The sequence below is a fragment of the Micromonospora sp. LHW51205 genome (assembly GCF_003315815.1).
Lineage (GTDB): Bacteria > Actinomycetota > Actinomycetes > Mycobacteriales > Micromonosporaceae > Micromonospora > Micromonospora chalcea.
The window spans coordinates 186,884-213,656 of record NZ_QMEZ01000009.1 but is presented as its reverse complement, the minus strand read 5'-3'; the positions used below and the strand labels follow the sequence as shown (position 1 = coordinate 213,656).

The window sequence follows — 26,773 nt, the reverse complement described above, 5'->3', positions numbered from 1 at the left end:
ATTCGGCCCCCCTCCGTCCCCCGATTTCCCCCTCAGCCATCCAGATGGTTGACTCTGACGGTCCAGGCGCGGGTCAGTCATATCGTGAGGAATCGACGCATGGCAGAAATCACTGGGGACCAGCGCGTCCAGTCCGAGGTGCTCGAAGGCCTCGCGACCGCTGTCAACCACCGGCAGTGGTTCGTCGAGCTGGCGGTGCCCTACCTCGGTGACAACCCGATCGAAATCGGCAGCGGCCTGGGCGACTACGCCTCCGCGTGGGCCGAGCAGGTGCCCCGGATCACCGCCACCGAGGCGGACCCGGACCGGCTGGTCCAGCTCAAGGAGCGGCTGGCCGACCACCCGGGCGTCGAGGTCCGGCAGATGCTGCTCCCGCACCACGAGCGTGGCGACTACAGCGCGGCCGTCTCGTACAACGTGCTGGAGCACATCGACGACCACGTGGGCGCGCTGCGCAGCATGCGCGACCTGGTCCGCCCCGGCGGCGCGGTGGTCATCATCGTGCCGGCGTTCCAGTTCGCCATGAGCCCCGCCGACATCGCCACCGGCCACGTCCGCCGCTACACGAAGAAGACGCTCGCCGCGGCCATGACCGAGGCCGGCCTCACCGTGGAGCGGATCCACTACGCCAACGCGCTCGGCCTGATCGGCTACTTCATGGCCACCAAGGTCTTCCGGCTGATGCCGAAGGAGGGCCCGATGGTGAAGGTGTACGACACGCTCGTGCTCCCCGTCACCAAGGCCGCCGAGCAGCGCGTCCGCCCGCCGTTCGGCCAGTCCGTCTTCGCGGTCGCCCGCGTGTAAGGAAGGGCCCCTTGTTAACAGACGTCTGTTAACAAGGGGCCCTTCCTTACACCTCACTCCTTGATCTGGTACGTCGGGCGGATGACCGCCCGGGCCAGGGTGTGGAACGCCAGGTTGAAGCCGACGAAGGCCGGGCTCGCCCCGGCGGGAATGTCGAGGCGGTCCACGTCCACGGCGTGCACCGCGAACACGTACCGGTGCGGGCGGTCCCCGGCGGGCGGCGCGGCGCCGCCGTAGCCGGTCTCGCCGTAGTCGTTGCGGACGCTGAACGCGCCGCCCAGGTCGCCCTCGTCAACGCCGCTGGGCAGCTCGGTGACGGACGCGGGCACATTCACCAGCACCCAGTGCCAGAAGCCGCTGCCGGTCGGGGCGTCCGGGTCGAAGCACGTGACCACGAAGCTCTTGGTCTCGGCCGGGAAGCCCGACCAGGACAGCTGCGGGGAGACGTTCTCGCCGCCGGTGCTGCCGTGCGCGTACCGCGCGTCCATCGGCTCGCCGTTGTGCACGTCCTCGCTGGTCAGGTCGAACGACGGCACCGTCGGCAGCAGCTCGTACGGGTCCGGGGCGATCGGTCGTTCCAGGGTCATCGAAACGGTCCTTCCGGGTACGCGAATGTCCTGCGCCCCTTCATACCCCGTTGTCCGGGCCGCCGTGCTGTCGGCGCACCATCTCGTTGATCCAGACCGGCGCGTACGGCGACGTGCAGCCCGGCGGCGTGGGGTAGTCCTTGAGCACCCCGAGCCGCTCGCCGATGCCGATCGCGCGTTCCCGGTACGCCGGATGTTCGATCCCGATCTGCGCGAGGCAGTGGTTCATCGCCCACTGGAGGCGCTCCGGCGCGCCGGCCATCTGCGCCTCGATCTCGTCGAGCAGACCGGCCAGGTCCAGCCCGTCCGGATTGCGCGCCACCCGCTCGGTGGTCAGCGCCCAGCCGGCGCTCGCCACCACCGGATCGGGATCGGCCGACCAGGCCAGGCGCAGCGGCTCCGCGTGCGGGCTCTTCTTCACCACGTAGCTGACGAGCCAGTCGTGCACCTTCGGCGTACGCGCCTCGCGCAGCATCGCGTCCAGCTCGTCCCGCCCGTACGCCTTCGGCCGGCAGATCAGCAGCGCCAGCAGCCGCGCCGCACTGTCGCCGGTCGCCCACAGCTCCCGCGCGAGGTCCTGCTGCGTCTTCAGCCGCTTCGCGACCGCCCGCAGCTTGCCCAGGTTGACCCCGTGGTCGTCGCCGTGCCGCTCGTTGACCGCGCGGATCTTCGGATCGTCGAGCGCGGCCAGCTCGGCCGTCACCTCGGCCACCGTCGTCGTCTCCGCCACCAGGCCCTCCCGCCGCATCCGTGTCCCGCAGCCTACGGCCGCGCCCGGCGCTCCCGCTGTTCCGCCGCCCCGCCGGTCAGCGTCGTCCCGTCTCATCGCGTTCCCCCGATTCCGGCAACTCGCGCGGTGTCAGGCACATCCGGTGCGGCCGAGACTCGCCGTGGGGGTCGCCGAAGAAGAGAGCAGTCATAAGCCGCAGAGGCGATGGTTACTTCCGGGGCGACACGCCCATGTGTCCGCACGCGCGGCAGACCGAGGCGAGGCGGGGTGGGAGTTGGCGGAGGGTGTGGGATTCGAACCCGGTTCACGTCCCAGGTCAGGGGGCCGGAAGCGCCTTCACCTGCTCGTGGGATCAGGTGAGATCAGTCGATCTCCGCCCTGCTCAGTTCCCACTCCCCCCACGATCCCCCCACGGGGGGCGGGCAGCATCCCGGCCACGGCGGTGAGGATCCCCTCGTCGACCTCCGTGAGGAGATGCCCGTACACGTCCGAGGTGACGGAGATCGAGGCGTGGCCCATCCGCCGGGAGATCGCCGTCAACGGGCGGCCCGCGCTGATCAGGTGCGCGACGTGGGTGTGCCGCAGGTCGTGCAGCCGTACCCGTCCCAGCCCCGCCTCCGCCAGGATGCGGGGCCAGACGCGCTGGCGGAAGTTCCGCGTCACCGGCCGCTTCCCGTCGAGGTCGGTGAAGAGCAGATCGTCGTGCTGCCGGTCGACGAGCAGCGGCGCCAGGGCGTGCCCGACCACCGGCGGGAACGTCACCGTGCGGCGGCTGCGCTCGCTCTTCGGGTCGGTGAAGATCGGCACACCGCCGATGCCGTCGTGCATCGCCTCGACGACCTCGAGGCGGCCGGCGAGCACGTCGACCCGGCCGACTCGCAGCGCGGTCGCCTCCCCGTACCGCAGGCCGGTGGCCACGAGCAGCAGCACCAGGGGCCGCCAGTGGTCGGGGCAGGCCGCCAGGAGCCGCTCGATCTCGGGTGTGGTGAGGAACCGCATCTCCTGGCGGCGCACCTTCGGCAGGCCGGTCGACCCGGCCGGGTTGACCCGGATGAGCCGCTGCGCGACCGCAGCGTCGAGCAGTTTGTGCAGGATGGCGTGCACGTTGCGGGCCGTTTTCGGCGCCACCGGCCGGCGCAGCCACCGACCCGGCTCGGTGGGGTGCTTCTCACCGGCGACGAGCTGCCACACGAACCGCTGGATCGTCAGGGTGTCCAGCTCACCGAGCGGGATGTGGCCGAGCAGCCGCAGGATGTGGTTGCGGATCCGGCTGCCCTCGGTCCGCTGGGTGGTCGGCTTGAGCGTGCTGGCGTACGACGGCCACCACGCGTCGATCCACACGCCGAGCAGGATCTGGCCGGCCTTGGGGTCGATGTACTCGCCGCGGGCCCGGTCGGTGCTCATCCGGGCGACGGCGGCCTTGGCGGCGGTCTTGTTCGGGTAGCCGGATTCGATCGTGACCTTCCGGCCGCCGACCTGCTCACGGATCCGCCAGCCGGGCCCATGCCGCTCGACCCACACAGGGTTTAGCCAGCCCTGCGCGCGCGGCCGTCACCCGGCCGTGGAGTCGTCGCCTCGAACCACTCGGTGACGAACTGCACGCGGGCGAGCAGCTCGACGCGCCGGTTGGGGTCGGCGGTCTGCCACTGGTCGATGAGTAGCTCGATCTCGTCCGGGAGCTGGGTGGGCACCGAGGCGCGGGCGAGCCCTTCGGCTACGCCGGCGCGGGCGGCCAGGTCGTACTTGTCGACGTCGAGCGCGTCGGCGAGCTGCACGATTGACGACAGGCTGGGGCGCTGCTTGCCCGACCGCCAGTTGCTGATCACCGAGGGGTGGAACTCGGCCATCTCGGCGATGGCGGCGTCGTACCGGATGCCCCGGGCCTGCTTGAGCCGGTCGAGGTGGGCGATGAACGCCTCTCGTTCCGGCCAATCGACTGTGCGCACGCGCGCATCTTGCCGCACCGTTGCGCGCGCTGTCACATGCGTGTGATCACGCAATATGCCCTGGTCATGGCGCGGATTGTTCGGCTCGGCGGCCATCCTGTTGCCTCCCAGGGCATAGACAGTTGTGCGCTTGCGCGGCTAGCACTTTCAGATGATGCCAGAGCTACCCCCTTGTCCGGGTGTTGCGCGTGCGCAATCAAGTGCTACCTTGCATGTGCGCTCGCAACTGAGCACGACTGAGAAGCACTGAGGAAGGGAGGAATTGTGGGCGAGCAGCCGCTGACCATCAAGCAGGCCGCCGCAGTGCTCGGCATGTCGCCGTGGACGCTGCGGGACCGGGTCACCGCGGGCACCGTTCCGCACCGTCGCACCGGCAAGGTGCGCGGGGTCGTCTTCGACCCGGAGCACATCGAGGCCATCAAGAGGGCGGACTCGCGCCCGGCTCTCGGTACGCCGTCCCGGGCCGCGGCCCGTACGCGGGTTCCCCGCCAGCGGCGCACCGCCGCCTGAAAGACGCGAGCCCCCGGCCGCCGCGAACGGCCCAGGGGCTCCCTTCACCCGGATCCAAGACGCGATCAAGGAGTCCAGATGCACCCGCAGAGTACCGAACCGATCGCCTGGGCCGCTGGAGCCCAGCCGGCGCCGAAACCGGTGCCGCAGCCGAAGCCGACCGTCGAGAACCCGATGCCGTCCCGCATCGGCCCCCAGCACAACGCGATGCGCTACGACCGCGCCGACCTCGACGACACCGTCCCCGTCCCGCCCGGCGTGCAGACCATCCCCGCTGGCACCCGCCACCCGGCCACCGTCACCGTCGCGGACCCGCTGTGCGGGCACCTGCCCGGCGAGCCCCACGACGATGAGTGCGCGTACTGGCGCGGGGTGGCGCTCGGCGAGTACCCGGCCCCCGACGGCACGTACATGACGCCGGTGGTGTCGCTGCCGCCGTTCGACCTGCGGGCTCTGGCCGAGCAGCACGTGACGGCCGCCGAGCAGGACCGCCGCGAGCGAGGTGCCGCGTGATCACCCTGATCCTCGCCTACCTCGCCGTCGTGCTGCTCCTGACCACCGCCGGTCTCGCCCTGGCCCTGCACCGCAGCGACCGACAGATCACCGGCCTGTCCCAGCGGTGCGCCCGCCAGGCCGCCCGGATCCGCTCCTACCGCGCCAAGGCGCAGCTGCTCGGCGAGGCATGCGACCGGCTCGCCGCCGACCTGGACCGCGAGCGGGCGAAGGTCCGCCACCTCCAGGAGCGCAACGCCGACCTGCGCGACGAGCTGGACATCGCCACCGGTGCTGTCGAGCCGTCCGCGATCGCGGAGATGACCGCGTTCCTCGCCAACGTCGACCCCGAGGACTTCCGATGACCACCACGACGCCGCGCCGGATCACGACCCTTCAGTACCTCAAGGCCGCCGTCGCCACCCGCCTCGGTCTGGAGCCGGAGCACGAGGGCGCGACCCCCGAGTGGGCCGAGCTGCTCCGCAACGGCCTCGCCGAGCGTCCCGCCGCCGGCCGCCGCCGACTCGCCGCCCCGGCCCGCCCGGCGCTGCCCGCCATCGCCGCCGTCCCGCACCGCGAGGTCGTCGACGAGCACCTGGGCGTCCTGCGGGTCGCGGGCCTGGAGCCCGCCCGCATCCACGACGCGCTCGCCGGAGGTGCCCGGTGAGCACCGAGGCGTGGATGGCCGAGGGCATCTGCCGCCAGGTGGACGGGGACCTGTGGTTCCCGGAGAAGGGCGGCTCGCCCCGGGCCGCAAAGGCCATCTGCTTTCGCTGCCCGGTCCAGGAGCCGTGCCTGCGGTACGCGCTCGACCACGACGACCGGTTCGGCATCTACGGCGGCAAGACCAGCGAGGAGCGCCGCGAGCTCAAGAGGAAGGCAGCAGCATGACCGCCCTGAAGACCCGCAAGCCGACCGGCCGCGTCCCGTGGCCCCTCATCCTCATCGAGGGCGGCGAGAAGTCGGGCAAGTCCTGGGCCTGCGCCCAGTTCTCCACCTCGCCCCGGATCGGTCAGATGTACTGGATCGACCTCGGCGAGGGCGCAGCCGACGAGTACGGTGCGATCCCCGGCGCGAACTACCTCGTCGTCGAGCACGACGGCACGTGGGCGCAGATCCAGGGCGCGGTCGACGCCGTGAAGGCCGAGGCCGCCCGCGCCGCCGACGCCGGTCAGCCGCCCGTCGTGCTGGTCATCGACTCGATGACCGCCGAGTGGGACCTGCTCAAGGACTGGGCGTCCGACAAGGCCCGCCAGCGGCACAACGCCAAGGCCCGCAAGTACAACAAGCCGCTGCTGGCCGCCGACGAAGAGCCGAAGATCAGCATGGACCTGTGGAACGAGGCCGGCGCCCGTCACCGCAAGCTCATGACCACCCTGATGACCTTCCCCGGCATCGTCCTCCTGACGGCCCGCGGCAAGGACGTCGCGGCCCTCGACGACAAGGGCGCGCCGATCGCGGGCACGAAGGACTACCGGGTGGAGGGCCACAAGACGCTCGGCTTCGACGTGTCGTGCTGGATCCGCCTCGACCGGTCGAAGCCCGGCACGGTGATCGGTGTCCGGTCGGTGCACGTCGGAATCCGGCCCGGCTACGACGACCCGATCGAGCTGGCCCGGGACTGGACCGTCGAGAACATCGTCTTCGAGACGTTGCGGTGCGCGCCGGCTGAGGCGCACACCCGGGACCTGGTCGCGTTGCAGCCGGCCGAGCCGGACGACGAGCGGCCCGTGTCGGCGCCGCCGGCCGCCCGGCCCGTCTCCGGCCCGCCCGCCGCCCTCTCGGCCGCCGCGACCGGGCTGCTCGACGATCTCGCCCAGTGCACCGACGAGACCGGGCTGCGCCGGGTCTGGCGGGCCGCCGGTGAGGCCGTCAACGACGGCCGGATCAGCCAGGCCGAGGCCGAGCACTTCCAGGGCCAGTGGCGGATCCGCAAGGAGCAGCTCATCCCGTCCAACCCGGCCACCGAGCCGATGCACAAGAAGATCCACGCCTTGTGCCGCGAGGTCGACCTCACCGACCGGGATGACCGGCTCCGGTTCCTGTCCGAGGTCACCGGCCGGCAGATCACCACGCAGCGGCAGCTCAGCCTCCCCGAGGCCGACAAGGTCATCACCCGGCTGGAGGCCGTCGTCGCGCAGAGCAACCCGCCCGCCGAGCAGGAAGGCCAGGCCGCCTGATGAGCCACACCCCGACCCCGGAACAGGCCGAAATCATCGACGCCGCCCGCGCCGGCCACGACCTCACCATCGAGGCCGGCGCCGGAACCGGCAAGACCAGCACCCTCAAGATGCTCGCCCGCGAAGCCGGACGCCGCCGCGGCGCCTACCTCGCCTACAACCGCAGCATCGCCACCGACGCCGCCAAGGAGTTCCCCGCCTCGGTGACCTGCAAGACGGCACACTCCTTCGCCTACGGTGCCGTCGGCCGGCAGTACGCCCACCGCCTCAACGGCCCCCGGGTGCCCGCCCGGCAGGCCGCGATCATCCTCGGCCTCAACGAGCCGGTGAAGGTCGGCCAGGTCACGCTCGCCCCGCAGCAACTCGCCCGCCTCGTCGGCGAGACCATCCAGCGGTTCTGCTACAGCGACGACCGCACCGTGCAGCGGATGAACGTGCCGCTCGTCAACGGCCTCGACCGGGCAGGCCAGGCCGAACTCGCGAAGTACCTCGTGCCGGTCGCCCAGCGCGCCTGGGACACCGACCTGACCCGCCTCGACGGGCAGCTCCGCTTCACCCACGACATGTACCTGAAGATGTGGATCCTCGCCGACCCGGTGATCCACGCCGACTACGTGCTGCTCGACGAGGCCCAGGACTCCAACCCGGCCGTCGCCGGTCTCGTCTCCCGGCAGCCCGCCCAGCGGATCCTCGTCGGCGACCGCGCGCAGGCCATCTACGGCTGGCGCGGCGCCACCGACGCCATGGCCAGCTTCGACGGCCGCCGCTTCCAGCTCAGCCAGTCCTTCCGGTTCGGGCAGGCGGTCGCGGACGAGGCCAACAAGTGGCTGTCGCTGCTCGACAACACCGACCTGCGGCTCACCGGCTACGACCGGATCCCGTCGCGGGTGGAGCCGGTCGCCGTACCGGACGCGGTGCTGTGCCGCTCCAACGGCGGCGCGATGGTCCGGGTGATGGACGCCCTGGGGCAGGGCCGCCGTCCGGCGCTGGTCGGCGGCGGGCAGGACATCCGCCGCATGGCCGAGGCCGCCCAGCGGTTGCAGGCCGGCGCGCCGACGGACCACCCGGAGCTGTTCGCCTTCGCGACCTGGCGGGAGGTGCAGGAGTACGTCGAGATGGACGCCGCGGGCGCGGACCTGCGGGTGTTCGTCCGGCTGATCGACCGGCACGGCCCGCACGAGGTGATGCGGGTGTGTGACGCCCTGGTCGACGAGCGGTACGCCGACGTGGTCGTGTCCACCGCGCACAAGGCGAAGGGCCGGGAGTGGCAGTCGGTGAAGATCGCCGACGACTTCCCGGAGCCGAAGGTGCAGGAGGACGGGTCGGCGCGGATCGCCGCCGACGAGGTGATGCTGGCGTACGTCGCGGTGACGCGGGCGCAGCGGCAGCTCGACCGGTACGGGCTGGCCTGGGTGGACCGGTACACCAGCGGTGGCCGGTCGCCAGATCCGGTGACGGGGAAGGTGTACCCGGAGCACGCGATCCTGCCGGACGCCCCGGACCCGCTCGCCGAGCTGGCCGACGAGCACGCCGGCAGCAGCCCGGCGCCGCGGTGCACGGGCTCCCGGCCGTGCTTCCTGTGCGACCCGGCCGTGCGCGCCACCTGGCCGGCCCCGGTCACCGCCGGAGCCCCCCGTGGCTGACGTCATCCAGTTCCCCGGGGTCGGCGCGCTGCCGGCCCCGGGCCCCCGGCCCGCCCCGGCCGACCTCGACGCGATGGGGGAGCGGTACGTGGCGTACTGCGAGGCCCGCGACACCCCCGGCCGGGAGCGGGACGCCGACCTGCTCGCCCGGGCGGTCGCCGACGACACCCCCGCCTGGCTGGGGGAAGTGGCCCGGCTGGAAGCCCGCATCGCCGAGCTGGCCCAGGCCCGAGGCGGCGCGTGATGACCGACCAGCGACCCGGCCACATGGGCTACTGCAACACCCACGCCAAGCGGCTCTACTCCAGCCGCCGCCAGGCCCGCAAGGTCATCCGCGAGCACCGCAACCGCGCGGGCATGCGCGAGTACCCATGCACCCTCGTGGCCGGCCACTTCCACATCGGCCACCTGCCCAAGGACGTGGTGAAGGGCCGGATCACCGCCCCCGAGATCTACGGGGACCGGCCGTGACCCGCCGCAGCCGCCGGCCGGTCCGGACGCACCCGTACACGCCGTCCGGGGTGATCCCCGCGGACCACAACGGCAACCGGCCGTGCATCTGCGGCCGCGCCGAGGCCAACGCCGCACACGACCAGGCGGCCGTCGAGCAGGTCGACGCCGCCCACGCCGAACAGCTCCGCCGCATCGGAGGCGACCAGTGACCCGCCGACTCCCCGACCTGGGACGCATCGACCCGAACTGCGCCGCGCCCCGGCACGGCGACAACTCCGCATACCGGCAGCACTGCCGCTGCCCCCACGCCCGCGAAGACCACCGCCTCTACAACAAGCGCCACCGGCAGGGCCGACCCCAGCCGGCGTACATCGACGGCACCGGCACCCGCCGCCGCCTCCAGGCCCTCGCCGTCCTCGGCTGGCGGTGGGAAGACCTGGGGCAGCGGCTGGGCACCAGCTGGCGCGGGGCGCAACACCTCGCCCTGGACACGGGCGGTGTCCACCACAGCAGCGCCGCCCGCGTGGCCGCCGTGTACCGGGAGCTGTGTGACCGGCCCGGGCCGTCGCCGATCGCCGCTCAGCGGGCCGTGGCGAAGGGCTGGCATGGGCCGCTGGCCTGGCACGACATCGACGACCCCACCTGCGAGCCGGACACCACCGACCCGGACGCGCCGGTCATCGACGAGTGGGCGGTGACGGAGCTCCTCGCCGGTCGGCTCGGCGCGGACCGGCTGGGCGAGGTGGACCTGATCGAGGCGATGCGTCGCCTCCTGGCCGACGGGCTGACGCCGGGGCAGGCCCGGTACCGGCTTCGGCTGACCAACGCGCACGCCCGCCGCCTGATCAAGGCGATCAACACCACGACCCGCACCATCCCGCCCACCGAGGAGACCCGAGCCGCATGAGCACCGACACCCCGACCACCGACCCGCAGACCGTCGTCGACGAGTTCAACGCCGAGCACGGCAGCGTGACCTGGGTCCGCTACTGGACCGGCACCCGCGACGACGCCCCCAAGTACGACCTCACCGACGGCAAGGCGTGGCTGCTCGGCGGACACACCCCCGTCGTCCGGGTGCGCGGCGAGTCGTCCTGCATCGCCCTGACCCACGTGGACGTCCTGCCGGGCCAGCCCGACGACATCGCCGACGACAGCCGCGACCTGCCCGACCCGGTCGACGCCGCACAGCGCGTGAAGGAGTACATCTCCGCCACCGGCGACGGCATCTACGACGTGGTCGACGGCGAGGTGCTGTACGCCCGCGACCTGGAGGCGCTGCGCCGCGCAACCGAACGGGCCAGCGAGGTCGAGATGTGCGCCGAGAAGACGCAGGCCGAGCTGGAGAAGGTCCGCGCCGACCTGGCCGCCGAGCGCCGGATCGCCGACGAGCTGCGCAACGACCTCCGCGTCTCCGATCAGCAGTACGCCGACCTCCAGCAGTCCCTCGCCGCCGCCCGCAACGCCGACGAGTGACCCGGTGGCCCGGGCGTCACGCCGGCGCCCGGGCCACCACCCCGCACCAGACCGCACCAGACCGCACCAGCAGACCAGGAGCACCGGTGACCGACCTTGAGAACGCGACCGTACGCGAGTGGACCGACCTACTCGCGCGGATCCGCTTCGGCACGGTCAAGGTGGCCGGCAAAACCATCACCGGCCGCGTCATCAAGGCCGTCGGCTACCGCGCCGCGAACTACGCCGACGCCGACGGCTCCCGTGTCCGCCCCGGCCTGCCCCGCCTCGCCGTCGACCTCGAAATCGACCACGGCACCGCCAAGCGAGCCGTCCAGGTCATCGTCCGCGCCGGACTGCTCCGCCTCGTGCGAGCCGGAGCCCGCCCCGGCCTCGCCGACGAATACCAGCTCACCATCCCGAACGACCTGCTCGACCGGACCGGCCTGGAGGTGTGGTCGCCCGCGAAGCACCGCCTGGAGGTCGAGCGGGTGCGCGAGCAGACCCGAGGCCGGTACCGGAAGCGCCCCGAGCCGTCCGCAGACGCCGACACCTGCAGGTCCCAGGAGGACCCGCAGAAATCCGACCTGCAGGTCCCGGAGGGACCCGCAGACACACCCGCCGCCGACCGACCTGCAGGTCCCGCAGGGACTGACATCACCCGACCTGCAGGTCCCGTGAGGACTGACCTGCAGGTCCCGGAGGGACCCGCCACCCACCACGGACCTAGACACAACACCACCCACCCAACCGACGAAGAGGTCCGTACGGCCCTGACAGGTCCGCGCGCGACCGAGCCCGAAGAGCCGGAATTTGTCGATGAGGTAACGCCGGACCCGCAGCCCTCCGGCTGCCCGACACACGGCCGCGCCTTCGCCGCCGGCAACCGCCCCGACGGCCGACCCCGCTGCCCGCTCTGCCGCCGCGCCCCCGCAACCGGACTCGCCCCCGTCATCCCCCTCAGCCGCCGGAGCGCCGGATGACCACCCCATACCGACACCTGACCCCCGGCATGAAGCGCGCCCGCGCCTCCGCCCAGGAAGCCATCCGCCGCGCCCAAGCCCACGCCACCCCGCCGCCGGCCGCCGACCCAGACGACCCCTGGGACGGCGCATGGCCACCCAGCCCGCAGGCCTGGCGCGCCCGCTGCCGCCAGATCCGCCACGACATCGAGGAGACCCGCCGCCATGGCTGAAATCCGCACCATCCGCACCGCCCGCAAGCCCCACGACTGCCAGGCCCAGCCCTGCGAGAACACCATCCAGCCCGGCGAGCAGTACCTGTACGCCGAGATGCCCCCAGGCGACGAGTACATCGGCAACACCGCCTGGGAGCGCATGAAGGTCTGCCAGCCGTGCGCCGAGCGGTGGGGCCAGAGCATGGCCGAGCAGGTGACGCCACGGCGCGCGCGCCGTTCCCGCCGGGGACAGATCGCCCGCCAGGCCGACGCACTCGACACCGCGCCGTCCCGCCGACACGTCGACGAGCCCCGCCTCCACCGCCCCATCCAGACCATCCACGCCCCCGCCCTGAGCGCCTGAGGAGACCCGCCGTGACCACCAACCCGACCCCCGACCACCGCACCCCCGCCCGACGCCTCGCCGACCTCATCGGACCCGACAACGCCCGCAACGCCATCAACACCGCCGCCCACGCCCTCCAACGCCTCAACAACGACCAGACCATGCCGATCGTCCACCCCGGCCGCGTCGACTACGTCGCCACCATCGCCCTCCTCGCCGCACTCCCCACCACCCGGCACGCCACCCAGCCGACCCCGGCCAACGACCGCATCCCCACCCGCGACCTCGGACTACCCCTCGTCGAGCAACTCCGCCGCGAGCGTGACGAGGCCCGAGACGACCTCCGCGACGCCCAAGCCGACCGCAACCACAAGAGCGCCGTCCTCAACGCCACCGCCCAAGCCCTCGGCATGCTCCCCGGCGACAAGGTCGACGACACCCCGGCCGCCGCCAGCCGACTCCGCGCCGAGCTGGACGAGATGCGCGAAGCCCGCGACGTCCTCCGCCAGCAACTCACCACCCACAAGACCACCATCAAGGCCCTCAACGAGCAGGTCGCCACCGCCCACGGCACAATCCGCAGCCTCGCCCGGGCGTACGCCGACGCGGTGCCCGGCGCCCCGGAGCCCGTCCTCGGTTCTGCCGATTCCCACGCGCGGGGTATCCGTCCGGCCGCCTGGGAGCAGCACGCCATCGACGCCGCACAGGACGGCCTCGGCGAAGCCTGGTCGATGCTCGCCACCGACCCCACCGCCACCCGCCGGCTCGCCACAGCCGCCGTCCGCGCCATCGTCGACGCCGGGCTGGCCGGTCCGGGCGGCCGCTGCCCGACGTGCGGGGAGACGTACCCGCGCACCATGCCGGCGGGCGAGGACCAGCGCTGCTGGACGTGCTCGACGCAGGAGGTGGTGGGGCTGCCGGAGTACGGCGGGACGGCCGAGGATGCTCGGCGTCGTCACGCCGTGGTGTTCAACGCCCTCAGCCGCACGCTGACCCTCGTGGACCCGTTCATGCCGTTGTCGGTGCGGGAGCGGTGTGCGGAGGCTGTCCTGGCCGCCCTCGACGCGCTGGAGGACGCCGCCGAGGCGCAGACGCAGGACGGCCGCCAGCACGACGCCATCACCCGGCTGATCCGCGCCGCCCTAGGCGTGCACGCCGCCCGCGACACGGTCCTGCCCCGCAGAGAAGCTCTCGGCGAGCTGGCGGCAGCAGCCGACGCCTACGGCTCTCAGTGGGAGGACTGACCGGTGCCCGCCCGCACCGCCGCCGCCGTCATCGCCCTCGCCCTCATCGCCGGGGTGACAACCGTCCTCGCCCTCGCAGCCGCCAGCGACGCCCACCTCAACCCCGCCGGCGCCATCCTCACCGCGCTGGCCGCCGTGTGGGTGTCCCTCGCCATCCGCCCGCTGTTCCGCCTCATCCGCACCCGCACCACCCGCTGAGGAGCACCGTGACGCCGCACCACCTGCACGCCCTGGCCGCCGCCTGGTCCCTCCAGGCGGCCCGCCAGACCCTCGCCGACCTCGCCCGCGACGAGGCCGCCCAGATCGCCGCAGAGCACCTGGAAGCCCCGTCGGTGCTCCGCTCCCCCGTCTACGGCTCCCGACACGCCAGCGGCGGCCACAGCGACCCCACACCCCGCATGATCGCCCTCGCCGACCGGCCCGAACGCCGCAACCGGTGGGCCGAGATGCGCGAGCGGCTCGACGGCAAGCTCGACTGGCTCGCCGATACCCTCCGCCTCCCGTACGGACTCGACGACGGCATCGACCGCATCATCGAGTGCACCCCCGCGGTGTCACCCGGCACCGCCGCCGCCCTCGGCCGCCACCTGGCCGACGAGGAGCGGTGGGTACGCGACGCCATCCGCCAACCCCGCCCCACCGCACCGCTCGTCGGCGTCCCCTGCCCCCACTGCGGCGAACGCCAGCTGGTGGTGCAGACCGCCGGCCCCGTCGACGCCTGGACCGTCGTCTGCGCCACTGGCCGCCACTGCACCGGCGCGGGCTGCCGCTGCGGGATGCCGGGCGCGGTCGAGGGCGTCGCGCACATCTGGCCCCGCCACGTCGTCCTCAGCCCAGCCGCACAGACGCTCACCCGAGGCCGACCATGACCCGCGACCGCGCCGCCGTCGACAACGCCGTCACCGTCGCCCTCGGCGCCCACCGCGCCCACGCCATGCGCCTACTCCACACCGCCCGCAGCGAAGGCTGGCACGCCGACCTCGTCGAGCGCGCACTCGCTGACTGCGCCGACCAGGTCGAGCACTACCGCAACGCCTGGGCCAACGTGAAAGTCGACGCCGAACGCCGCGAACGCGACGCCGCCGCCCGCGCCCTCGACTGCACCGAACACGGCCACATCATCGACGGCCTGGAAAAGCAACTCACCGCCTCCGACAACTACGGCCGCTCCGCCGACCGGTCCCGCCGCGAATACATCGGGGGCGTCACGCGCCTCGCCGAAGCCGTCGACCGGATCCGCAAACGCATCGCCGACGGCGACACCGACGGCATCCCCGACCTGCCCGACTTCCTCGACACCCTCGCCGAATACCTCGACAGCATCCAGAAGGAAGCGAAATGGCGATGACCAACGACCCCGACCTGGCCCGCGTGCCCGGCTACCGGCACGTCCGCGCCCGCGTCACCAACGGAGCCCCCGAGGTAACCGGCGGCATGTGGCGCATCCGCGAGTGGCGTCGGCGGGCAGGGCTCACGCAGCAGCAGGCGGCGGACTTGCTCGGTGTGCATCCGGGCCGGGTGTGCGCGTGGGAGACCGGCCGCACCACCGTGCCCCTCGCGGTGCTCGCCGCGGTCGCCGACCTCGCCGCGGAGGAGAGTGCTCGGCACCCGCCCGCCGTCAAGGTCAACCATTCACAGCCAGCACTCAGAAAACGCGCACCATAACCACCGCTATGGTGTACCACCACGATTGCGGGGCCGACTGGCCTAGGAAGGTACGATGAGGGCCATGATCCGCGTGGACGGCCGCGAGTGGGGCACCCCCGCCCAACTCGCGGCCCGGCTCGGCCCCGACATCACCCCCGCCATGATCCGCCGCTGGCGCGAACGCAAGAACCTCACCACCACCGCCGGCCTCTCCCCGCTCGACGAGGCCGCCGCCATCGAGCGCGACACCCGTACCTCGACACGCGGACGGCCCCGCCGACTTGACCTTGCCGCAGCCTGACCGCATGATTTGTTCACACCCCACGTAGGTGGAGTGTCCCCACAGCCCGGTTGAGCGATCCGCTCCCGGGCTGTCGTGCGTCCAGGGTCGGGACGCCAGGGGCGGGGAAAGCGGGCCGGCCACCGCGGCGGGAGGCCGGCCCGCACACCCCCATCACCGACCCGCCCCACCCGACCCCCTGACCGGACAAGGCTCCGGGAAGAGGTGAACCATGCCCCGCACCCCCGGCCGCCCCGTCACCCAGGCCGACCACGACCGCGTCCGCGAGCTGCACGCCGAAGGCCTCAGCCGAAACGCCATCGCCAAGGAGATCGGCCGCAGCGGCAAGACCGTCTCCGAGATCGCCGTGAAGCTCGGCCTGACCTTCGACCGCACCCGCACCCGGGCCGCGACCGAGGCCCGCCGGGACGACGCCAAGTCCCGCCGCGCGGCCCTCGCCCTGGCGCTGCTCGGCGACGCCGAACGCCTCCGCGCCCAGCTCTGGAAGCCGGCGCACTACGTCGACCACGGCGGCAAGGAGTACGACCGCGTCGACTGGACCCTCGACGAGCCGGCGTTCGCCGACAAGCTGAAGCTCATGCAGTCCGTCGGCATCGCCGTCGACCGGGCCGTCAAGCTCGACCAGTACGACGCCGACCCCGGCATCGACGCCGCCAAGAGCATGCTCGGCGCGCTCGCCGCAGGCCTCGGCGCCGCCTACGACCAACTCACCCAGCCCGCCACCGATGGCGATTGACACCACCGCGGTCGCCCGACAGCTCTCCCCGGTGCACATCCGGTCGATCGTCGAGTCCACCGCCCGCCTCAACATCTGGCAGGGCTCGGTCCGGTCCGGCAAAACCGTGGCGTCGCTGTTGCGGCTGCTCATGGCCATCGCCGCCGCACCCAGCTCCGGCCGAGTGCTCCTCTTCGGCAAGACCCGCGAGTCCGTCAACCGGAACGTGTTCTCGGTGCTCGGCGACCCCGCCCTGTTCGGCCCCCTCGCCCGCCTGATCAAGTACAACCCGGGCGCGGCGATGGGCACGATCCTCGGCCGTGAGGTCGACGTCCTGGGCGCGAACGACTCCAAAGCGGAACCGAAGGTGCGCGGCATGACGCTGTGCATCGCGTACGGCGACGAGCTGACCACCGTGCCGGAGGCGTTCTTCACCCAGGTCCTCGCCCGGCTGTCGGTGCCCGGGGCGCAGCTGTTCGGCACCACCAACCCGGACGCCCCCAACCACTGGCTGCGGAAGAAGTACCTGCTCCGGGCCGGTGAGCTGAACCTCCGCACCTGGCACTCCACGCTGCGGGACAACCCGCACCTGGACCCGCAGTACGTCGCCGACCTGGCCCGCGAGTACGTGGGCCTCTGGTACAAGCGGTTCATCGAGGGCCGCTGGGTGCAGGCCGAGGGCGCCGTGTTCGACATGTTCGACGAGGACCGCCACGTCGTCACCGACCTGCCCGCGATCGTCCGCTGGATCTCGCTGGGCATCGACTACGGCACCCGCAACGCCACCGCCGCCCTCATCCTCGGCGCAGGCGACGACGGCCGCCTCTACCTCACCCACGAGTGGCGACACGACCCCGCCGTAGCGCGCCGCCAGCTCACCGACGCCGGCCTGTCCCGCGAGCTACGCGCCTGGCTCGGCCGCCTCCAGGTCCCCGGCGCGACCGGACTCACCGGGCTACGGCCCGAGTGGACCGTCGTCGACCCCGCCGCCGCGTCCCTGCGGTTGCAGCTCCACGAGGACGGCATGACCCCGGCCCTGGCCGACAATGCGGTCCTGGACGGCATCCGGCTGATGTCGTCGCTGCTCGGCAACGACCAACTCCGCGTGCACGCCTCGTGCCGGGGCCTCATCGACGAGATTCCTGGATACAGCTGGGATGACAAGGCTGCCGAGCGGGGCGAAGACGCCCCGATCAAGGCCGATGACCACAGCATCGACGCCGCCAGGTACGCGATCAAGACGCCGGAGGTGCTGTGGCGTCCGCTGCTGCGGTCCGCCCACACCCTCGCAGCATGACCCGACCCGAGAGGAAGCCCCGTGCAGCAGCCCAGCGTTGGCCGCATCGTCCACTACGTCAGCCACGGCACGCCGCCGCGCAGCGACGGCACCCAGGCGTTCCAGTCCGAGTGCCGCGCCGCGATCATCACCGAGGTCGGCGAGAACGACACCGTCGGCCTGTGCGTCCTCAACCCGACCGGACAGTTCTTTCACTCGCTCGCCGCCGGTGGCTGCCACCACCAGGAGAACGAGCAGGCCGGCGGGTCCTGGCACTGGCCCGAGCGGGTCTGATGGACAGCCTCGCCGAGCTGGCCGCCGCTCTCACCCCGCCGCAGTACGGGACCAACCTGCACTACCCGACCTGCCCCGGCTCGTGCACCGGATGCCTCCCGCCGCTCCCTGAGGTGCAGCAGCCGGCACCGCTGAACCTCAGCCTGTTCCGTCCACCGCCGGCCATGCGGATCACCACACGACCGCAGGACTGGGCCGCGCCGGCTCGCGCCATCCTCCGTGAACGCGGTGCCTGGCGTACCTGACCATCGACCTGACCGAGGAGGGCCAGGTGCCGATCCCCACCTCCGGCGCCTGGCCGCCGCCCCACGTCACCCCCGCCTACAACGCCTACCGCGACTGGGACGCCTGGTACGCGGGGGATCCCGACCGGCTCCGCGAGGTCTACGCCAACCGCACCACCGCCCGCCCGAAGACCCGGCCCGGGCAGCACGCCGGCGGCCTCTACGGCATGGTGTCCCGCTGGCTGTGGGGCGCACCCAGCCCCGACACCGGCCGCGACGGACGACTCCACGTCCCGCTCCCCGCCGACCTCGCCGCCACCAGCGCGAACCTCCTGTTCTCCGAGCCCCCGAACCTCGACCACGAGGACCCGGCGGTCATGGCCCGGCTGGAGCAGCTCGTCGACGACGGCCTGGCCACCGTGCTGCTGCACGCGGCCGAAGCCGACAGCGCGCTCGGCGACGTCTACCTCCGGCCCGTCATCGACGAGGAAGTGCTCCCCGGCCGGGCGTTCCTCACGGCCGTGCACGCCGACGGAGCGGTCCCCGTCATCCGGTGGGGGAAGCTCACCGAGGTGACGTTCTGGTCGACGCTGCTCGTCGACGGCGACACCCACGTGCGGCTCCTGGAGCACCACGAGGTCGTCAACCGGGCAGGCCGGATCGTGTACGCCCTCCACGTGGGCACCAGCACCCACCTCGGCCGGGCCGTGCCGCTCACCGACGCGGCTGCTTCCGCCTACCTGGCCGACCTGGTCGACGCGGAAAGCGCCCAGCCGACCGGCCTCGACCGCCTCGACGTCGTCCGGGTGCCGAACGCGGGCCCGAACCGGCTGTGGCGCACCGACGGCACCCTCAAGTACCTCGGCCGGTCCGATTACTGCGGCAACGAGCAGTGGTTCGACGCCCTCGACGACGTGTGGACGTCCTGGATGCGGGATCTGCGGCTGGCCCGCTCCCGGATCCTCGTCCCGGAGTACATGCTCCAGTCGCAGGGGCCCGGCCGCGGAGCGACCTGGGACGCGGAGCAGGAGGTCTTCACCGCCCTCAACGGGCTGCCCGGCCAGCAGACCGGCAACGGCATCACCCTGAGCCAGTTCGCGATTCGGCACGCCGAGCACAAGGCCACCGCTGACGCGATCGTCGAGACCGCGCTGCGGCACGCCGGCCTGTCCTCGCAGACGCTGGGCGAGGAGGGTGACGTGGCGGTCACCGCCACCGAGGTGCAGGCCCGGGAGCGGCAGAGCTTCACGACGCGCGGGAACCGGATCGGCACGTGGGCGCCCGCGCTCGCCGAGGCCGTCGAGCTGCTCCTCGCCGTAGAGCGTGCCCAGCTCAACGGGGCCGCCGACCCGGTCCGCCCGAACGTCGAGTTCGGCGACTCCGTCAGCGAGTCCCCGGAGCAGGTCGCCCGCACCGTGCAGCTCCTCTCCGCCGCCGGTGCGGTCTCCGTCGACACGATGGTCCGCATGGTGCACCCCGAGTGGGACGACATCCAGGTCCGCGAGGAGGTCGACCGAATCAAGGGCGACGCCCCGCCGGTCGTGGACGTCTCGGGCAGCCTCGACGCGCTGGCCGGCAACACCCCGCCGCCCGGCGACCAGCAGCAGCCCGAGGACGCACCGCCCGAGGAGTAGCCGGTGGCCGTCGACCCGGAACAGATCGCCGCCATCACCCGCAACACCGTCGACCTGTACCGGGCCGCCGAACAGCAGATCCTCCAGCTCGTCACCCGCTACCTGCGCGACGGCATCGACGGGCCGACCTGGGCCGACGACCGCCTGAACGCGCTCGCCGCCCTGCGCCGGGCTGCCGCCGACGTGCTGCGACGCCTCGACGCCGACGCGCCCGAGCACATCGTGCGGGCCGCGGCGGAGGCGTACCGGGCCGGAGACGCATCACTGCTACGGGAACTCCCCGAGGGCCTGGCCGAGCGGCTCGCTGCCGCGCGCGCCGCCACCATCGTGCCCCGAACCGGGGTCATCGAGTCCCTGGCGGCTGCGCTCGCGCGGGACGTCGGGGAGCGGCACTCCAACGTGCTGCGGCACGTCCTGGACGTGTACCGGTCCGTGATCGCGCAGGCCACGGCGGTGTCGGTGGCCGGTGGGCAGACCCGCCGGCAGGCCGCGCAGTTCGCGTACGCGCGGCTCGTCGACCAGGGCCTCACCTCGTTCACCGACGTGCGCGGGCGCCGCTGGCGGTTGAGCAGCTACGTGGAGATGGCCGTCCGGACCGTCACCCAGCGGGCCGCCGTGCAGGGCCAGACCGACCGGCAGCAGCGCCTCGGCCTGGACCTCGTCCTCGTCTCCGACAGCCCGCGCGAGTGCGCCCGCTGCCGCCCCTGGGAGGGCAAGGTGCTCGCCATCTCCGGCGCCCAGCGCGGCCGGGTCGAGATGGACAGCATGGTCGGCCCGGGCACCGTCACCGTCGACATCGCCGGCACCGTGGACGAGGCCCGCGCGGACGGGCTCATGCACCCCAACTGCACGCACAGCCTGCGCGCGTACCTGCCCGGCGCGACCCGCCGACCGCCCCGACCCACCGCCAACCCAGCCGGCTACGACGCCAAGGACCGGCAACGCGCCATCGAGCGGCACATCCGCCACTGGAAAGAGCGCGAGACCGCAGCCCTCGACGACGTCGGCCAGACCGCCGCCCGGACGAAGGTCCGCCAGTGGCAGGCCGCGATGCGGCAGCACCTCGCCGCGAACCCCGAGTTGAAGCGTCTCCCCTACCGGGAGCAGATCGGTGCGGGCAGTACGCCCCGCTGACCACCTGGCCGGCAAGGACCGGCCGCCATCCAACCCGCCTCAAGGAGGCACCACCGTGGACCCCAAGACCCTGCCCGGCTTCGTCAACCCGCTCACCGGCCACCACGTCATCCCGGGCACGGTGCTCGGGTACCGGCGCGACGGCCGCCCGATCCTGCTCCTCGCGGGCGGCTCGGGCGAGGGCGACAGCGGGGAGGCCGGCGAGACCGGTGAGGGCACCACCGACGACCAGGACGGCGACGCCGGCCAGGACGACGGCAGCAAGACCCCGAAGTACGACGGCGAGGTCGACAAGGCCCGCCACGAGCGCGCCCTGGCCGCCGCCCGCGAGAGCGAGAAGAAGGCCAAGGCCGAGGCCAAAGCCGAACGGGACCGCGTCGCCGCGATCCTCAAGGCCGCTGGCCTCACCCCGGACGGCAAGACCGACCCCGCCGAGCAGCTCAAGGCCGCTGCCGCCGAGCGGGACAAGGCCGTCGCCCGGGCCCGCGACACCGCAATCGAGCTGGCCGTCTACAAGCGCGCGGGCAAGGCCGGCGCCGACCCGGACGCCGTACTCGACTCCCGCGGCTTCCTCAGCTCGGTCGCCGAGCTGGACCCCGACGCCGCCGACTTCGACGACAAGGTCACCGCCGCGATCAAGGCCGCGGTGAAGACCAACCCGAAGCTCTCCGCCACCGCTGGCCAAGGGGCCGGCAAGCAGGGCGCGGACCACTCGGGCGCCGGCAGCGGCAACAAGACCAAGCCCAAGGGCCTTGCTGGAGCTGTCACGGCAGCACTCAGCGGGAACTGACCAACCAGACGAGGTAGCCATGCCCGTAACCCTGGCCGAGGCCAAGCAGAACGCCCAGACCGACCTGGACGTCGCCGTCATCGACGAGTTCACCAAGAGCAGCGACATCCTGGACCGGATGACCTTCGACGACGCGGTCAGCCCGACCGGCGGCAGCACGCTGCTGTACGGCTACCGTCGCCTGACCGCGCAGCGCGGCGCCGCGTTCCGCGCGATCAACACCGAGTACACCCCGGCCGAGGTCACGACCACGCCGCAGTCCGTGGAGCTGAAGCCGCTCGGCGGAAGCTTCCAGGTGGACCGCGTGATCTCGCGAGTCGGCCCGGCCGCCTCCGGCGCGGTGACCCTCAACATGCAGCAGCTGATCAAGGCAAGCAAGGCCAAGTTCGCCGACGCAGTGATCAACGGCGACACCGCCGTGGACGCCAACGGCTTCGACGGCCTGTCGAAGATCCTGACCGGGTCGACCACCGAATACCTGCCGCTGTCCAACGGCGTTTCCACCGGCTACGTGGACTGGACGGCCGTCAACGACAAGGCCACCGCGCTGGCCGCGCAGCGTCACATCAACAACTGGCTCTCGCTGATGGACGAGGACCCGGACGTCATCTACGGCAACCGGCTGACCCTCAGCCTGTTCCACGCCATCGCCGCCTGGGTGGGGCAGATCAGCACCACCGAGGACTCCTTCGGGCGAACCATCACCCGCTACAGGGGCATCCCGCTCGTCGACCTCAAGTCCAAGGCCGGTTCCAACACCGACGTGATCGCCCTGGCCTCGAAGGACACCGACGGTGCGGGCTCGGGCGGCACCATCAGCGGCCTCGGCGACCTGTACGCCGTCCGGTACGGTCTCGACGGCTTCCACGGGGCATCCATGGCCGGCGACGCCGAGCTCACGCGCACCTGGCTGCCGGACTTCACCAAGGCCGGCGCCGTCAAGACTGGCGAGTGCGAGCTGGGCCCGGTCGCTCCCGTCCTCCGCAGCACCAAGGCGGCGGCGGTCTTCCGCAACATCAAGAGCGCCTGATCATGGCGATGATCATCGCTCCGAATCGGGAGTACAACGGCAAGGTCGGTGACGTGCAGTTCAAAGACGGCACGGCTGAGACCAACGACCAGGCAGTGATCCAGTACTGCCGGAGCGCCGGCTACGAGGTGGACGGCGAGATCGCCTCGCCGCCGGAGTCCCCGGAGCCGCCCGACCCGCGCGAGGTTGGCGACGGTCTGATCGGTACGCCGCTGCGCGACGCCGCCGTGGACCCGCGCGAGGGCGACTTCCTGCCGCCCACGAACGCCGGCCAGGCCAACCCGCACGGCCCCGAGGTCGTCGCCCCCGGCATCCACGCCGTCTCCGGCCCCGGGCCGATCGTGCCCGGACCGGTCGGCCGGATCGAGCAGACCGACGAGGGCGGCCAGGTGGTCATCACCGACACCGCCGAGCAGCAGCGGCGGGAGACCACCGCCGCCGAGCAGGTGTTCGTCGAGCAGCGTCCGGTGCCGGAGGTGACCGCCGACCTGGGCGACCGGGCCGACGCCGCCCGGCCGGACGCTCCGGCCGGGAACGCCTCCCAGGAGGCATGGGCGGACTGGGTCATCGCCACCCACCCCGAGCTGGACGAGGCGTCCGTGCGCGGCATGAAGCGCGACGAGCTGCGCGAGCAGTACGGCCCGAAGGCCGAGTGAATCGTGGGGGTGGCCGGACCACGGCCGGCCACCCCCGCCACCCCTGTCACCGAAGGGCAGCAGCATGGCGCGTCTCACCGGCCCGGACGAGGCCTCCCGCGTCGTTCAGACAATCGTCGGGGGCGTCTTCCGAGGCAAGGCCACCCGGCCGGTGCAGCTCTGGGCAGACCAGGCGGCAACCGTCCCGGCGAACGTACTGACCCTCGGCGGACAGGCGATCCCGAACAGCACGGTGACAGTCGACGCCACCTCGATGCTCCCGCTGATCCAGTTCCCGGACAACGTGGACGTGATCTACGCGACCTGCGACGGCGGCCCGGCCTGGCCGGTCTACGCCCGCACGGCAGACCGGCTCGACGTCCTGGGCAGCGCCGTCGACACCTTCGGCATCCGCGCCAACAACCGCCGCTACGGCACCCCCGGCACGCGGCAGGCGTTCATCAACGCGCTGGACGACGCCGAGACCCGCGGCAACTACACGGTGGTGCACATCCCGGCCGGAATGACGATCGACGTGCAAACCACGCTGAGCATGTCCGGCCGCACCTGCCAGATCCTGGGCGCCGGTGCCGGCCTGTCCGGACTGGTGCCCAAGGCCAGCGTCATCAAGGCCTCCGCGCAGACCGGGCCGGTGCTCGACTTCACCGGCTACATCGCGCCGTCCAATTTCATGGGCAAGGTCACCCCGCTGGCGCAGGTGCTGATCGTCGGCTCGGGCGCGCCCGACCCCACGCGGAACAACGCCGGTGTGCGCATCCGCTACATGCAGTCCGCGACGTTCCGGGACATCGCGATCATGAACACCGGCGGCCCGTGCCTGGAGCTGGCGGAGAGCCCGGGCGCCGGGGCGTACCTGTGCGACTTCGAGCGCATCATCATGTCGACGCCGGTCTCGGCGCGCGACAACGACGTCCCCTACTTCTACGCGAACGAGCCGAACGGCAACCGCTTCCGGGGTTTCGGGTTCCGGTCGGTGATCCCGTCCGGCGACGTCGGCCCCTCAGGGGCGGCGATCGTCGAGTCCAACGCGCAGTTCGCCTCCCGCTTCAACCTGTTCGACGCCTGGTGGTACGAGTACCTGCACCCGTCGGCGGGCAGCACACTCTTCCACCACGCCGGGAACGGCAACGTCATCCGCGACTTCCAGTGGTGGGACATCCGGGAGGAGCCGGCGGCTGCCGGCACGGGCACGAGCTACATCCGGTTGGTGCCGCCGCCGTCGCTCGACCTCGGCGGCAACGAGATCTACGGGATGATCCCCGGCGATCAGAACGTGGCCACGTGGATCGACACGGGCGTCGACGTCCGCCAGTCCCGCAACCGCATCATGGGCGTCAAGGGATACCGGGCGAAGAACGTCACCCTCGCTGCCGGCGTCGACTACACGTACGTACACCTGGGTGGCGGTGAGGCGGCGGTGGCCGGCGCTCCGTCCGCGTTCGTCAACAACAGCGCGGCCACCCACAACGTGCTCATCGACGAGGTCAACGGCGACGAATTCCGCAACGGCACCTGGGCGCGGCAGGCCGGGGTCCGCAAGGAATCCGGCGCCCCGGACGTCCAGACGTTCCAATTCGCCGGCACGTGGACGAAACCCGCCGGAGCGGTGACGGTGCAGATCACCGCCATCGGCGCCGGTGGCGGTGGCGGATCGGGCCGCAGGGGTGCGACCGGCAGCGCCTGCTCGGGCGGTGGCGGTGGCGCGGGCGGCGCGATCGTGTCCGTCACGCTGCCCGCTTCGGCGCTGGCGGCGACGCACGCCGTCACCGTCGGCACGGGCGGCACCGGCGGCGCGGCCGTGGCCACCGACGACACCAACGGGGCCAACGGTGCCGCCGGAGGCAACAGCGTCGTGGCCAACGTCCTGGTCGCCTACGGCGGCCTGGGTGGCGGTGGCGGCAACAACTCCACCGGCGCGGCCGGATCCAGCCTCGCCCCGGCCAACGCCAACGGGGCGTTCGGCAACACGGTTGCTGGCGGAAGCGCCGGCAACGCGGTGAGCGGCGGGTTCGGCGGCGCAGGCGGCGGCGGCATCAACACGTCCAACGTCGCCGCGAACGGCGGCGCGCAGGGGTTCTCCACGTACGCGCAGGGCGTCACCTCCGGCACGGCCGGGGTGGTCGACGGCGCTCCGGCCGGGAACGGCAACAACGCGCCCACCGGGTCGCCGCTACCGGGCGGCGGCGCGGGCGGCGGTGCGGCCTCCGTCACCGCGGCAGCCGGCGCGGGAGGCAACGGCGGCCGGTACGGCTGCGGCGGTGGCGGCGGCGGCGCGTCCCGCAACGGCAACAACTCCGGGGCGGGCGGCAACGGCGCGAACGGCATCGTCCAGATCGTCACCTTCTTCTGAGGCCCGCCGCCCAGCCGTCAACTGCTTCACCTGGAGGTGTGCTGTGCCGATTCCCGCCGGACCCGACCCGCAGATCCCGGGCTCCTACGCCACCGTCGCTGAGCTGGCCGACAAGCTCGGCCGCACTCCCGTCAACGCGGCGCAGCTGCTCATCCGGGCGTCGCGGGACGTGGACCGGGCGCTGCTGTGCGCCGTCTACGACTCCACCGACACGGCCGTCGTGGCTGCGATCAAGGAGGCGACGCTGGAGCAGGTCGCGGCGAACCTGACCCACGGCAACAGCACCGGCCTCGGCGGCACCCGCCGCGGCGGCTTCTCCATCGGCCGGCTCAGCGTGCAGGCGGGCAGCAGCGACGACGCGCCGGTCCGGATCGGCTCCCTCTGGGAGCAGGCGTGGACGATCCTCCAGGCCGCCGGGCTGACCGGCCACGGCCCGCAGAGCAGGTGACCTGTGACGTGGGAGGAGTTCTGCGAGCTGCACATCCCGGAGCCGCGGGTGGTCCGCGTCCAGGCGCTCACCGGCTCCGGCGCGTACGGCGACGAGTACGCCGACCCCGCCGACGTGGCCCCGTGCGTCGTCGACGACACCACCCGCCGGGTCGTCGCGCAAACCCAGGACGCCGAGGGCGGCGAAGCGGTGTCGAGCACCACCGTGTTCGCGCCGATGGCGACGGTCGCGCCGCCCGGGTCGCTGGTGACGCTGCCCTGGACCGGCCGCACCGCCCGCGTCCTCGCCGTGTCCGTGATGGAAGACCACGGCCTTGGGCTTCCCGAGCACGTCGAGCTGTCCCTGGAGTGAGTCGTGGCAGACGAGTTCCGCATCGACTGGGACGGCGACAAGGTCCTCGCCGTCCTACAGGATGCCTCCTTCGATGGCACCGAGCTGGCCGCCGAGCACCTACTCCAGGTGGCCTCCAGCCTCGCCCCGCACGAAGAGGGCGACCTGGAACGCTCCGGTGACGTGTCCAGCGAACGAAGCTCCGGCACCGTCGCCGTGTCCTTCGACCGGCCGTACGCGGTCCGGCAGCACGAGGACCTGACGCTGCGGCACGACGACGGCCGCCAAGCGAAGTACCTCGAGGAGCCGATGGGCACCGAGCGGGACACCATGCTGGCCCTGATCGCCAGGGCAGCCCGCAGCAAGGGAGGCTGACC

General features: G+C 72.5%; 39 protein-coding genes. 35 read left to right on the top strand and 4 right to left on the bottom strand.

The genetic code is table 11. From position 1 onward, the window contains the following. Positions 1-99: 99 nt before the first annotated feature. Entirely contained in the window at positions 100-804 is a 705-nt protein-coding gene (locus tag DQE82_RS26965; protein WP_043327784.1) for a class I SAM-dependent methyltransferase, read from the top strand. A gap of 53 nt (positions 805-857) precedes the next feature. Here the strand turns inward: DQE82_RS26965 and DQE82_RS26960 are convergent, their stop codons facing one another. The 4 genes from DQE82_RS26960 to DQE82_RS26945 all read right to left on the bottom strand — a co-directional run bounded on the left by DQE82_RS26960 (position 858) and on the right by DQE82_RS26945 (position 4,067). Beyond that, positions 858-1,391, bottom strand: coding sequence for a YbhB/YbcL family Raf kinase inhibitor-like protein (locus DQE82_RS26960; RefSeq protein ID WP_043327783.1), 534 nt, complete (start codon positions 1,389-1,391; stop codon positions 858-860). Between the two features lie 40 nt (positions 1,392-1,431). Continuing rightward, complete coding sequence (locus DQE82_RS26955; RefSeq protein WP_113974596.1) at positions 1,432-2,121, bottom strand: DNA alkylation repair protein; 690 nt, start codon at positions 2,119-2,121, stop codon at positions 1,432-1,434. A gap of 336 nt (positions 2,122-2,457) precedes the next feature. Beyond that, the gene (locus DQE82_RS26950) at positions 2,458-3,642 is read right to left on the bottom strand and encodes a site-specific integrase (RefSeq protein WP_113974580.1); all 1,185 of its coding nucleotides are present in this window, start codon (positions 3,640-3,642) and stop codon (positions 2,458-2,460) included. Positions 3,643-3,647: 5 nt separating this feature from the next. Then, the gene (locus tag DQE82_RS26945; RefSeq protein ID WP_158560017.1) at positions 3,648-4,067 is read right to left on the bottom strand and encodes a helix-turn-helix transcriptional regulator; all 420 of its coding nucleotides are present in this window, start codon (positions 4,065-4,067) and stop codon (positions 3,648-3,650) included. Positions 4,068-4,331: 264 nt separating this feature from the next. Between DQE82_RS26945 and DQE82_RS26940 the strand changes: the two genes are divergently transcribed. From DQE82_RS26940 to DQE82_RS26775, 34 genes are all read left to right on the top strand, one after another. Beyond that, a complete protein-coding gene (locus tag DQE82_RS26940; RefSeq protein ID WP_113974578.1) occupies positions 4,332-4,577 on the top strand; it encodes a MerR family transcriptional regulator in 246 nt (81 codons plus the stop codon). 78 nt (positions 4,578-4,655) lie between these two features. Next, positions 4,656-5,090 (top strand): hypothetical protein, encoded by a 435-nt coding sequence (locus tag DQE82_RS31525; protein ID WP_113974577.1) that lies wholly within the window; start codon positions 4,656-4,658, stop codon positions 5,088-5,090. Then, positions 5,087-5,434, top strand: a complete 348-nt coding sequence (locus DQE82_RS26930; protein WP_113974576.1) for a hypothetical protein — start codon at positions 5,087-5,089, stop codon at positions 5,432-5,434. The genes DQE82_RS31525 and DQE82_RS26930 overlap by 4 nt, the downstream gene beginning before the upstream one ends. Further along, positions 5,431-5,736, top strand: coding sequence for a hypothetical protein (locus DQE82_RS26925; protein ID WP_113974575.1), 306 nt, complete (start codon positions 5,431-5,433; stop codon positions 5,734-5,736). The genes DQE82_RS26930 and DQE82_RS26925 overlap by 4 nt, the downstream gene beginning before the upstream one ends. After that, a complete protein-coding gene (locus tag DQE82_RS26920; RefSeq protein ID WP_233514799.1) occupies positions 5,733-5,960 on the top strand; it encodes a WhiB family transcriptional regulator in 228 nt (75 codons plus the stop codon). The genes DQE82_RS26925 and DQE82_RS26920 overlap by 4 nt, the downstream gene beginning before the upstream one ends. Continuing rightward, positions 5,957-7,249 carry a hypothetical protein gene (locus DQE82_RS26915; protein ID WP_113974574.1) on the top strand — a complete coding sequence of 431 codons (1,293 nt, stop codon included), beginning with the start codon at positions 5,957-5,959 and terminating at the stop codon, positions 7,247-7,249. The genes DQE82_RS26920 and DQE82_RS26915 overlap by 4 nt, the downstream gene beginning before the upstream one ends. Continuing rightward, on the top strand, positions 7,249-8,892 hold the full coding sequence (locus tag DQE82_RS26910; protein WP_199496119.1) for a UvrD-helicase domain-containing protein: 1,644 nt from the start codon (positions 7,249-7,251) through the stop codon (positions 8,890-8,892). The genes DQE82_RS26915 and DQE82_RS26910 overlap by 1 nt, the downstream gene beginning before the upstream one ends. Beyond that, on the top strand, positions 8,885-9,136 hold the full coding sequence (locus DQE82_RS26905; RefSeq protein WP_233514798.1) for a hypothetical protein: 252 nt from the start codon (positions 8,885-8,887) through the stop codon (positions 9,134-9,136). Before DQE82_RS26910 ends, DQE82_RS26905 begins: the two co-directional genes overlap by 8 nt. Then, a complete protein-coding gene (locus tag DQE82_RS26900) occupies positions 9,136-9,363 on the top strand; it encodes a hypothetical protein (protein WP_113974573.1) in 228 nt (75 codons plus the stop codon). The genes DQE82_RS26905 and DQE82_RS26900 overlap by 1 nt, the downstream gene beginning before the upstream one ends. Then, a complete protein-coding gene (locus tag DQE82_RS26895; RefSeq protein WP_113974572.1) occupies positions 9,360-9,554 on the top strand; it encodes a hypothetical protein in 195 nt (64 codons plus the stop codon). Before DQE82_RS26900 ends, DQE82_RS26895 begins: the two co-directional genes overlap by 4 nt. After that, positions 9,551-10,252, top strand: coding sequence for a hypothetical protein (locus DQE82_RS26890; RefSeq protein ID WP_113974571.1), 702 nt, complete (start codon positions 9,551-9,553; stop codon positions 10,250-10,252). Before DQE82_RS26895 ends, DQE82_RS26890 begins: the two co-directional genes overlap by 4 nt. Then, complete coding sequence (locus DQE82_RS26885; protein ID WP_113974570.1) at positions 10,249-10,821, top strand: hypothetical protein; 573 nt, start codon at positions 10,249-10,251, stop codon at positions 10,819-10,821. The genes DQE82_RS26890 and DQE82_RS26885 overlap by 4 nt, the downstream gene beginning before the upstream one ends. A gap of 86 nt (positions 10,822-10,907) precedes the next feature. Beyond that, entirely contained in the window at positions 10,908-11,783 is an 876-nt protein-coding gene (locus DQE82_RS26880; protein WP_113974569.1) for a hypothetical protein, read from the top strand. Continuing rightward, complete coding sequence (locus DQE82_RS30590; RefSeq protein WP_147265174.1) at positions 11,780-11,995, top strand: hypothetical protein; 216 nt, start codon at positions 11,780-11,782, stop codon at positions 11,993-11,995. Before DQE82_RS26880 ends, DQE82_RS30590 begins: the two co-directional genes overlap by 4 nt. After that, on the top strand, positions 11,988-12,341 hold the full coding sequence (locus DQE82_RS26870) for a hypothetical protein (protein ID WP_233514797.1): 354 nt from the start codon (positions 11,988-11,990) through the stop codon (positions 12,339-12,341). The genes DQE82_RS30590 and DQE82_RS26870 overlap by 8 nt, the downstream gene beginning before the upstream one ends. Before the next feature lie 11 nt (positions 12,342-12,352). Further along, entirely contained in the window at positions 12,353-13,567 is a 1,215-nt protein-coding gene (locus tag DQE82_RS26865) for a hypothetical protein (protein WP_113974567.1), read from the top strand. A 3-nt stretch (positions 13,568-13,570) separates the two neighbouring features. Beyond that, positions 13,571-13,765 (top strand): hypothetical protein, encoded by a 195-nt coding sequence (locus DQE82_RS26860; protein ID WP_113974566.1) that lies wholly within the window; start codon positions 13,571-13,573, stop codon positions 13,763-13,765. Positions 13,766-13,773: 8 nt separating this feature from the next. After that, entirely contained in the window at positions 13,774-14,436 is a 663-nt protein-coding gene (locus tag DQE82_RS26855; protein ID WP_113974565.1) for a hypothetical protein, read from the top strand. Further along, a complete protein-coding gene (locus DQE82_RS26850) occupies positions 14,433-14,915 on the top strand; it encodes a hypothetical protein (protein WP_113974564.1) in 483 nt (160 codons plus the stop codon). Before DQE82_RS26855 ends, DQE82_RS26850 begins: the two co-directional genes overlap by 4 nt. Continuing rightward, on the top strand, positions 14,906-15,232 hold the full coding sequence (locus tag DQE82_RS26845) for a helix-turn-helix transcriptional regulator (RefSeq protein ID WP_113974563.1): 327 nt from the start codon (positions 14,906-14,908) through the stop codon (positions 15,230-15,232). Before DQE82_RS26850 ends, DQE82_RS26845 begins: the two co-directional genes overlap by 10 nt. Before the next feature lie 64 nt (positions 15,233-15,296). Beyond that, complete coding sequence (locus DQE82_RS26840; protein WP_113974562.1) at positions 15,297-15,515, top strand: hypothetical protein; 219 nt, start codon at positions 15,297-15,299, stop codon at positions 15,513-15,515. A 211-nt stretch (positions 15,516-15,726) separates the two neighbouring features. Then, positions 15,727-16,251, top strand: a complete 525-nt coding sequence (locus DQE82_RS26835) for a response regulator transcription factor (protein ID WP_113974561.1) — start codon at positions 15,727-15,729, stop codon at positions 16,249-16,251. Further along, positions 16,241-17,527, top strand: a complete 1,287-nt coding sequence (locus DQE82_RS26830) for a PBSX family phage terminase large subunit (RefSeq protein ID WP_113974560.1) — start codon at positions 16,241-16,243, stop codon at positions 17,525-17,527. Before DQE82_RS26835 ends, DQE82_RS26830 begins: the two co-directional genes overlap by 11 nt. Before the next feature lie 21 nt (positions 17,528-17,548). Further along, complete coding sequence (locus DQE82_RS26825; RefSeq protein WP_113974559.1) at positions 17,549-17,800, top strand: hypothetical protein; 252 nt, start codon at positions 17,549-17,551, stop codon at positions 17,798-17,800. Then, complete coding sequence (locus tag DQE82_RS26820) at positions 17,800-18,045, top strand: hypothetical protein (RefSeq protein ID WP_113974558.1); 246 nt, start codon at positions 17,800-17,802, stop codon at positions 18,043-18,045. The genes DQE82_RS26825 and DQE82_RS26820 overlap by 1 nt, the downstream gene beginning before the upstream one ends. Before the next feature lie 26 nt (positions 18,046-18,071). Further along, complete coding sequence (locus DQE82_RS26815) at positions 18,072-19,658, top strand: phage portal protein (protein ID WP_113974557.1); 1,587 nt, start codon at positions 18,072-18,074, stop codon at positions 19,656-19,658. A gap of 3 nt (positions 19,659-19,661) precedes the next feature. After that, a complete protein-coding gene (locus DQE82_RS26810) occupies positions 19,662-20,792 on the top strand; it encodes a phage minor capsid protein (protein WP_113974556.1) in 1,131 nt (376 codons plus the stop codon). Positions 20,793-20,847: 55 nt separating this feature from the next. Then, the gene (locus DQE82_RS26805; protein ID WP_113974555.1) at positions 20,848-21,582 is read left to right on the top strand and encodes a hypothetical protein; all 735 of its coding nucleotides are present in this window, start codon (positions 20,848-20,850) and stop codon (positions 21,580-21,582) included. Between the two features lie 19 nt (positions 21,583-21,601). Next, complete coding sequence (locus DQE82_RS26800) at positions 21,602-22,612, top strand: major capsid protein (protein WP_113974554.1); 1,011 nt, start codon at positions 21,602-21,604, stop codon at positions 22,610-22,612. 8 nt (positions 22,613-22,620) lie between these two features. Continuing rightward, the gene (locus DQE82_RS26795) at positions 22,621-23,268 is read left to right on the top strand and encodes a hypothetical protein (RefSeq protein ID WP_147265173.1); all 648 of its coding nucleotides are present in this window, start codon (positions 22,621-22,623) and stop codon (positions 23,266-23,268) included. Positions 23,269-23,332: 64 nt separating this feature from the next. Then, complete coding sequence (locus DQE82_RS26790; protein WP_113974552.1) at positions 23,333-25,618, top strand: glycine-rich domain-containing protein; 2,286 nt, start codon at positions 23,333-23,335, stop codon at positions 25,616-25,618. A gap of 43 nt (positions 25,619-25,661) precedes the next feature. Beyond that, positions 25,662-26,066: a hypothetical protein gene (locus DQE82_RS26785; RefSeq protein ID WP_370446812.1), complete on the top strand. Its 405-nt coding sequence runs from the start codon at positions 25,662-25,664 to the stop codon at positions 26,064-26,066. A 3-nt stretch (positions 26,067-26,069) separates the two neighbouring features. Next, the gene (locus DQE82_RS26780; RefSeq protein ID WP_113974551.1) at positions 26,070-26,417 is read left to right on the top strand and encodes a hypothetical protein; all 348 of its coding nucleotides are present in this window, start codon (positions 26,070-26,072) and stop codon (positions 26,415-26,417) included. Positions 26,418-26,420: 3 nt separating this feature from the next. After that, complete coding sequence (locus tag DQE82_RS26775; RefSeq protein ID WP_113974550.1) at positions 26,421-26,771, top strand: hypothetical protein; 351 nt, start codon at positions 26,421-26,423, stop codon at positions 26,769-26,771. The last annotated feature ends 2 nt before the right edge of the window (positions 26,772-26,773 follow it).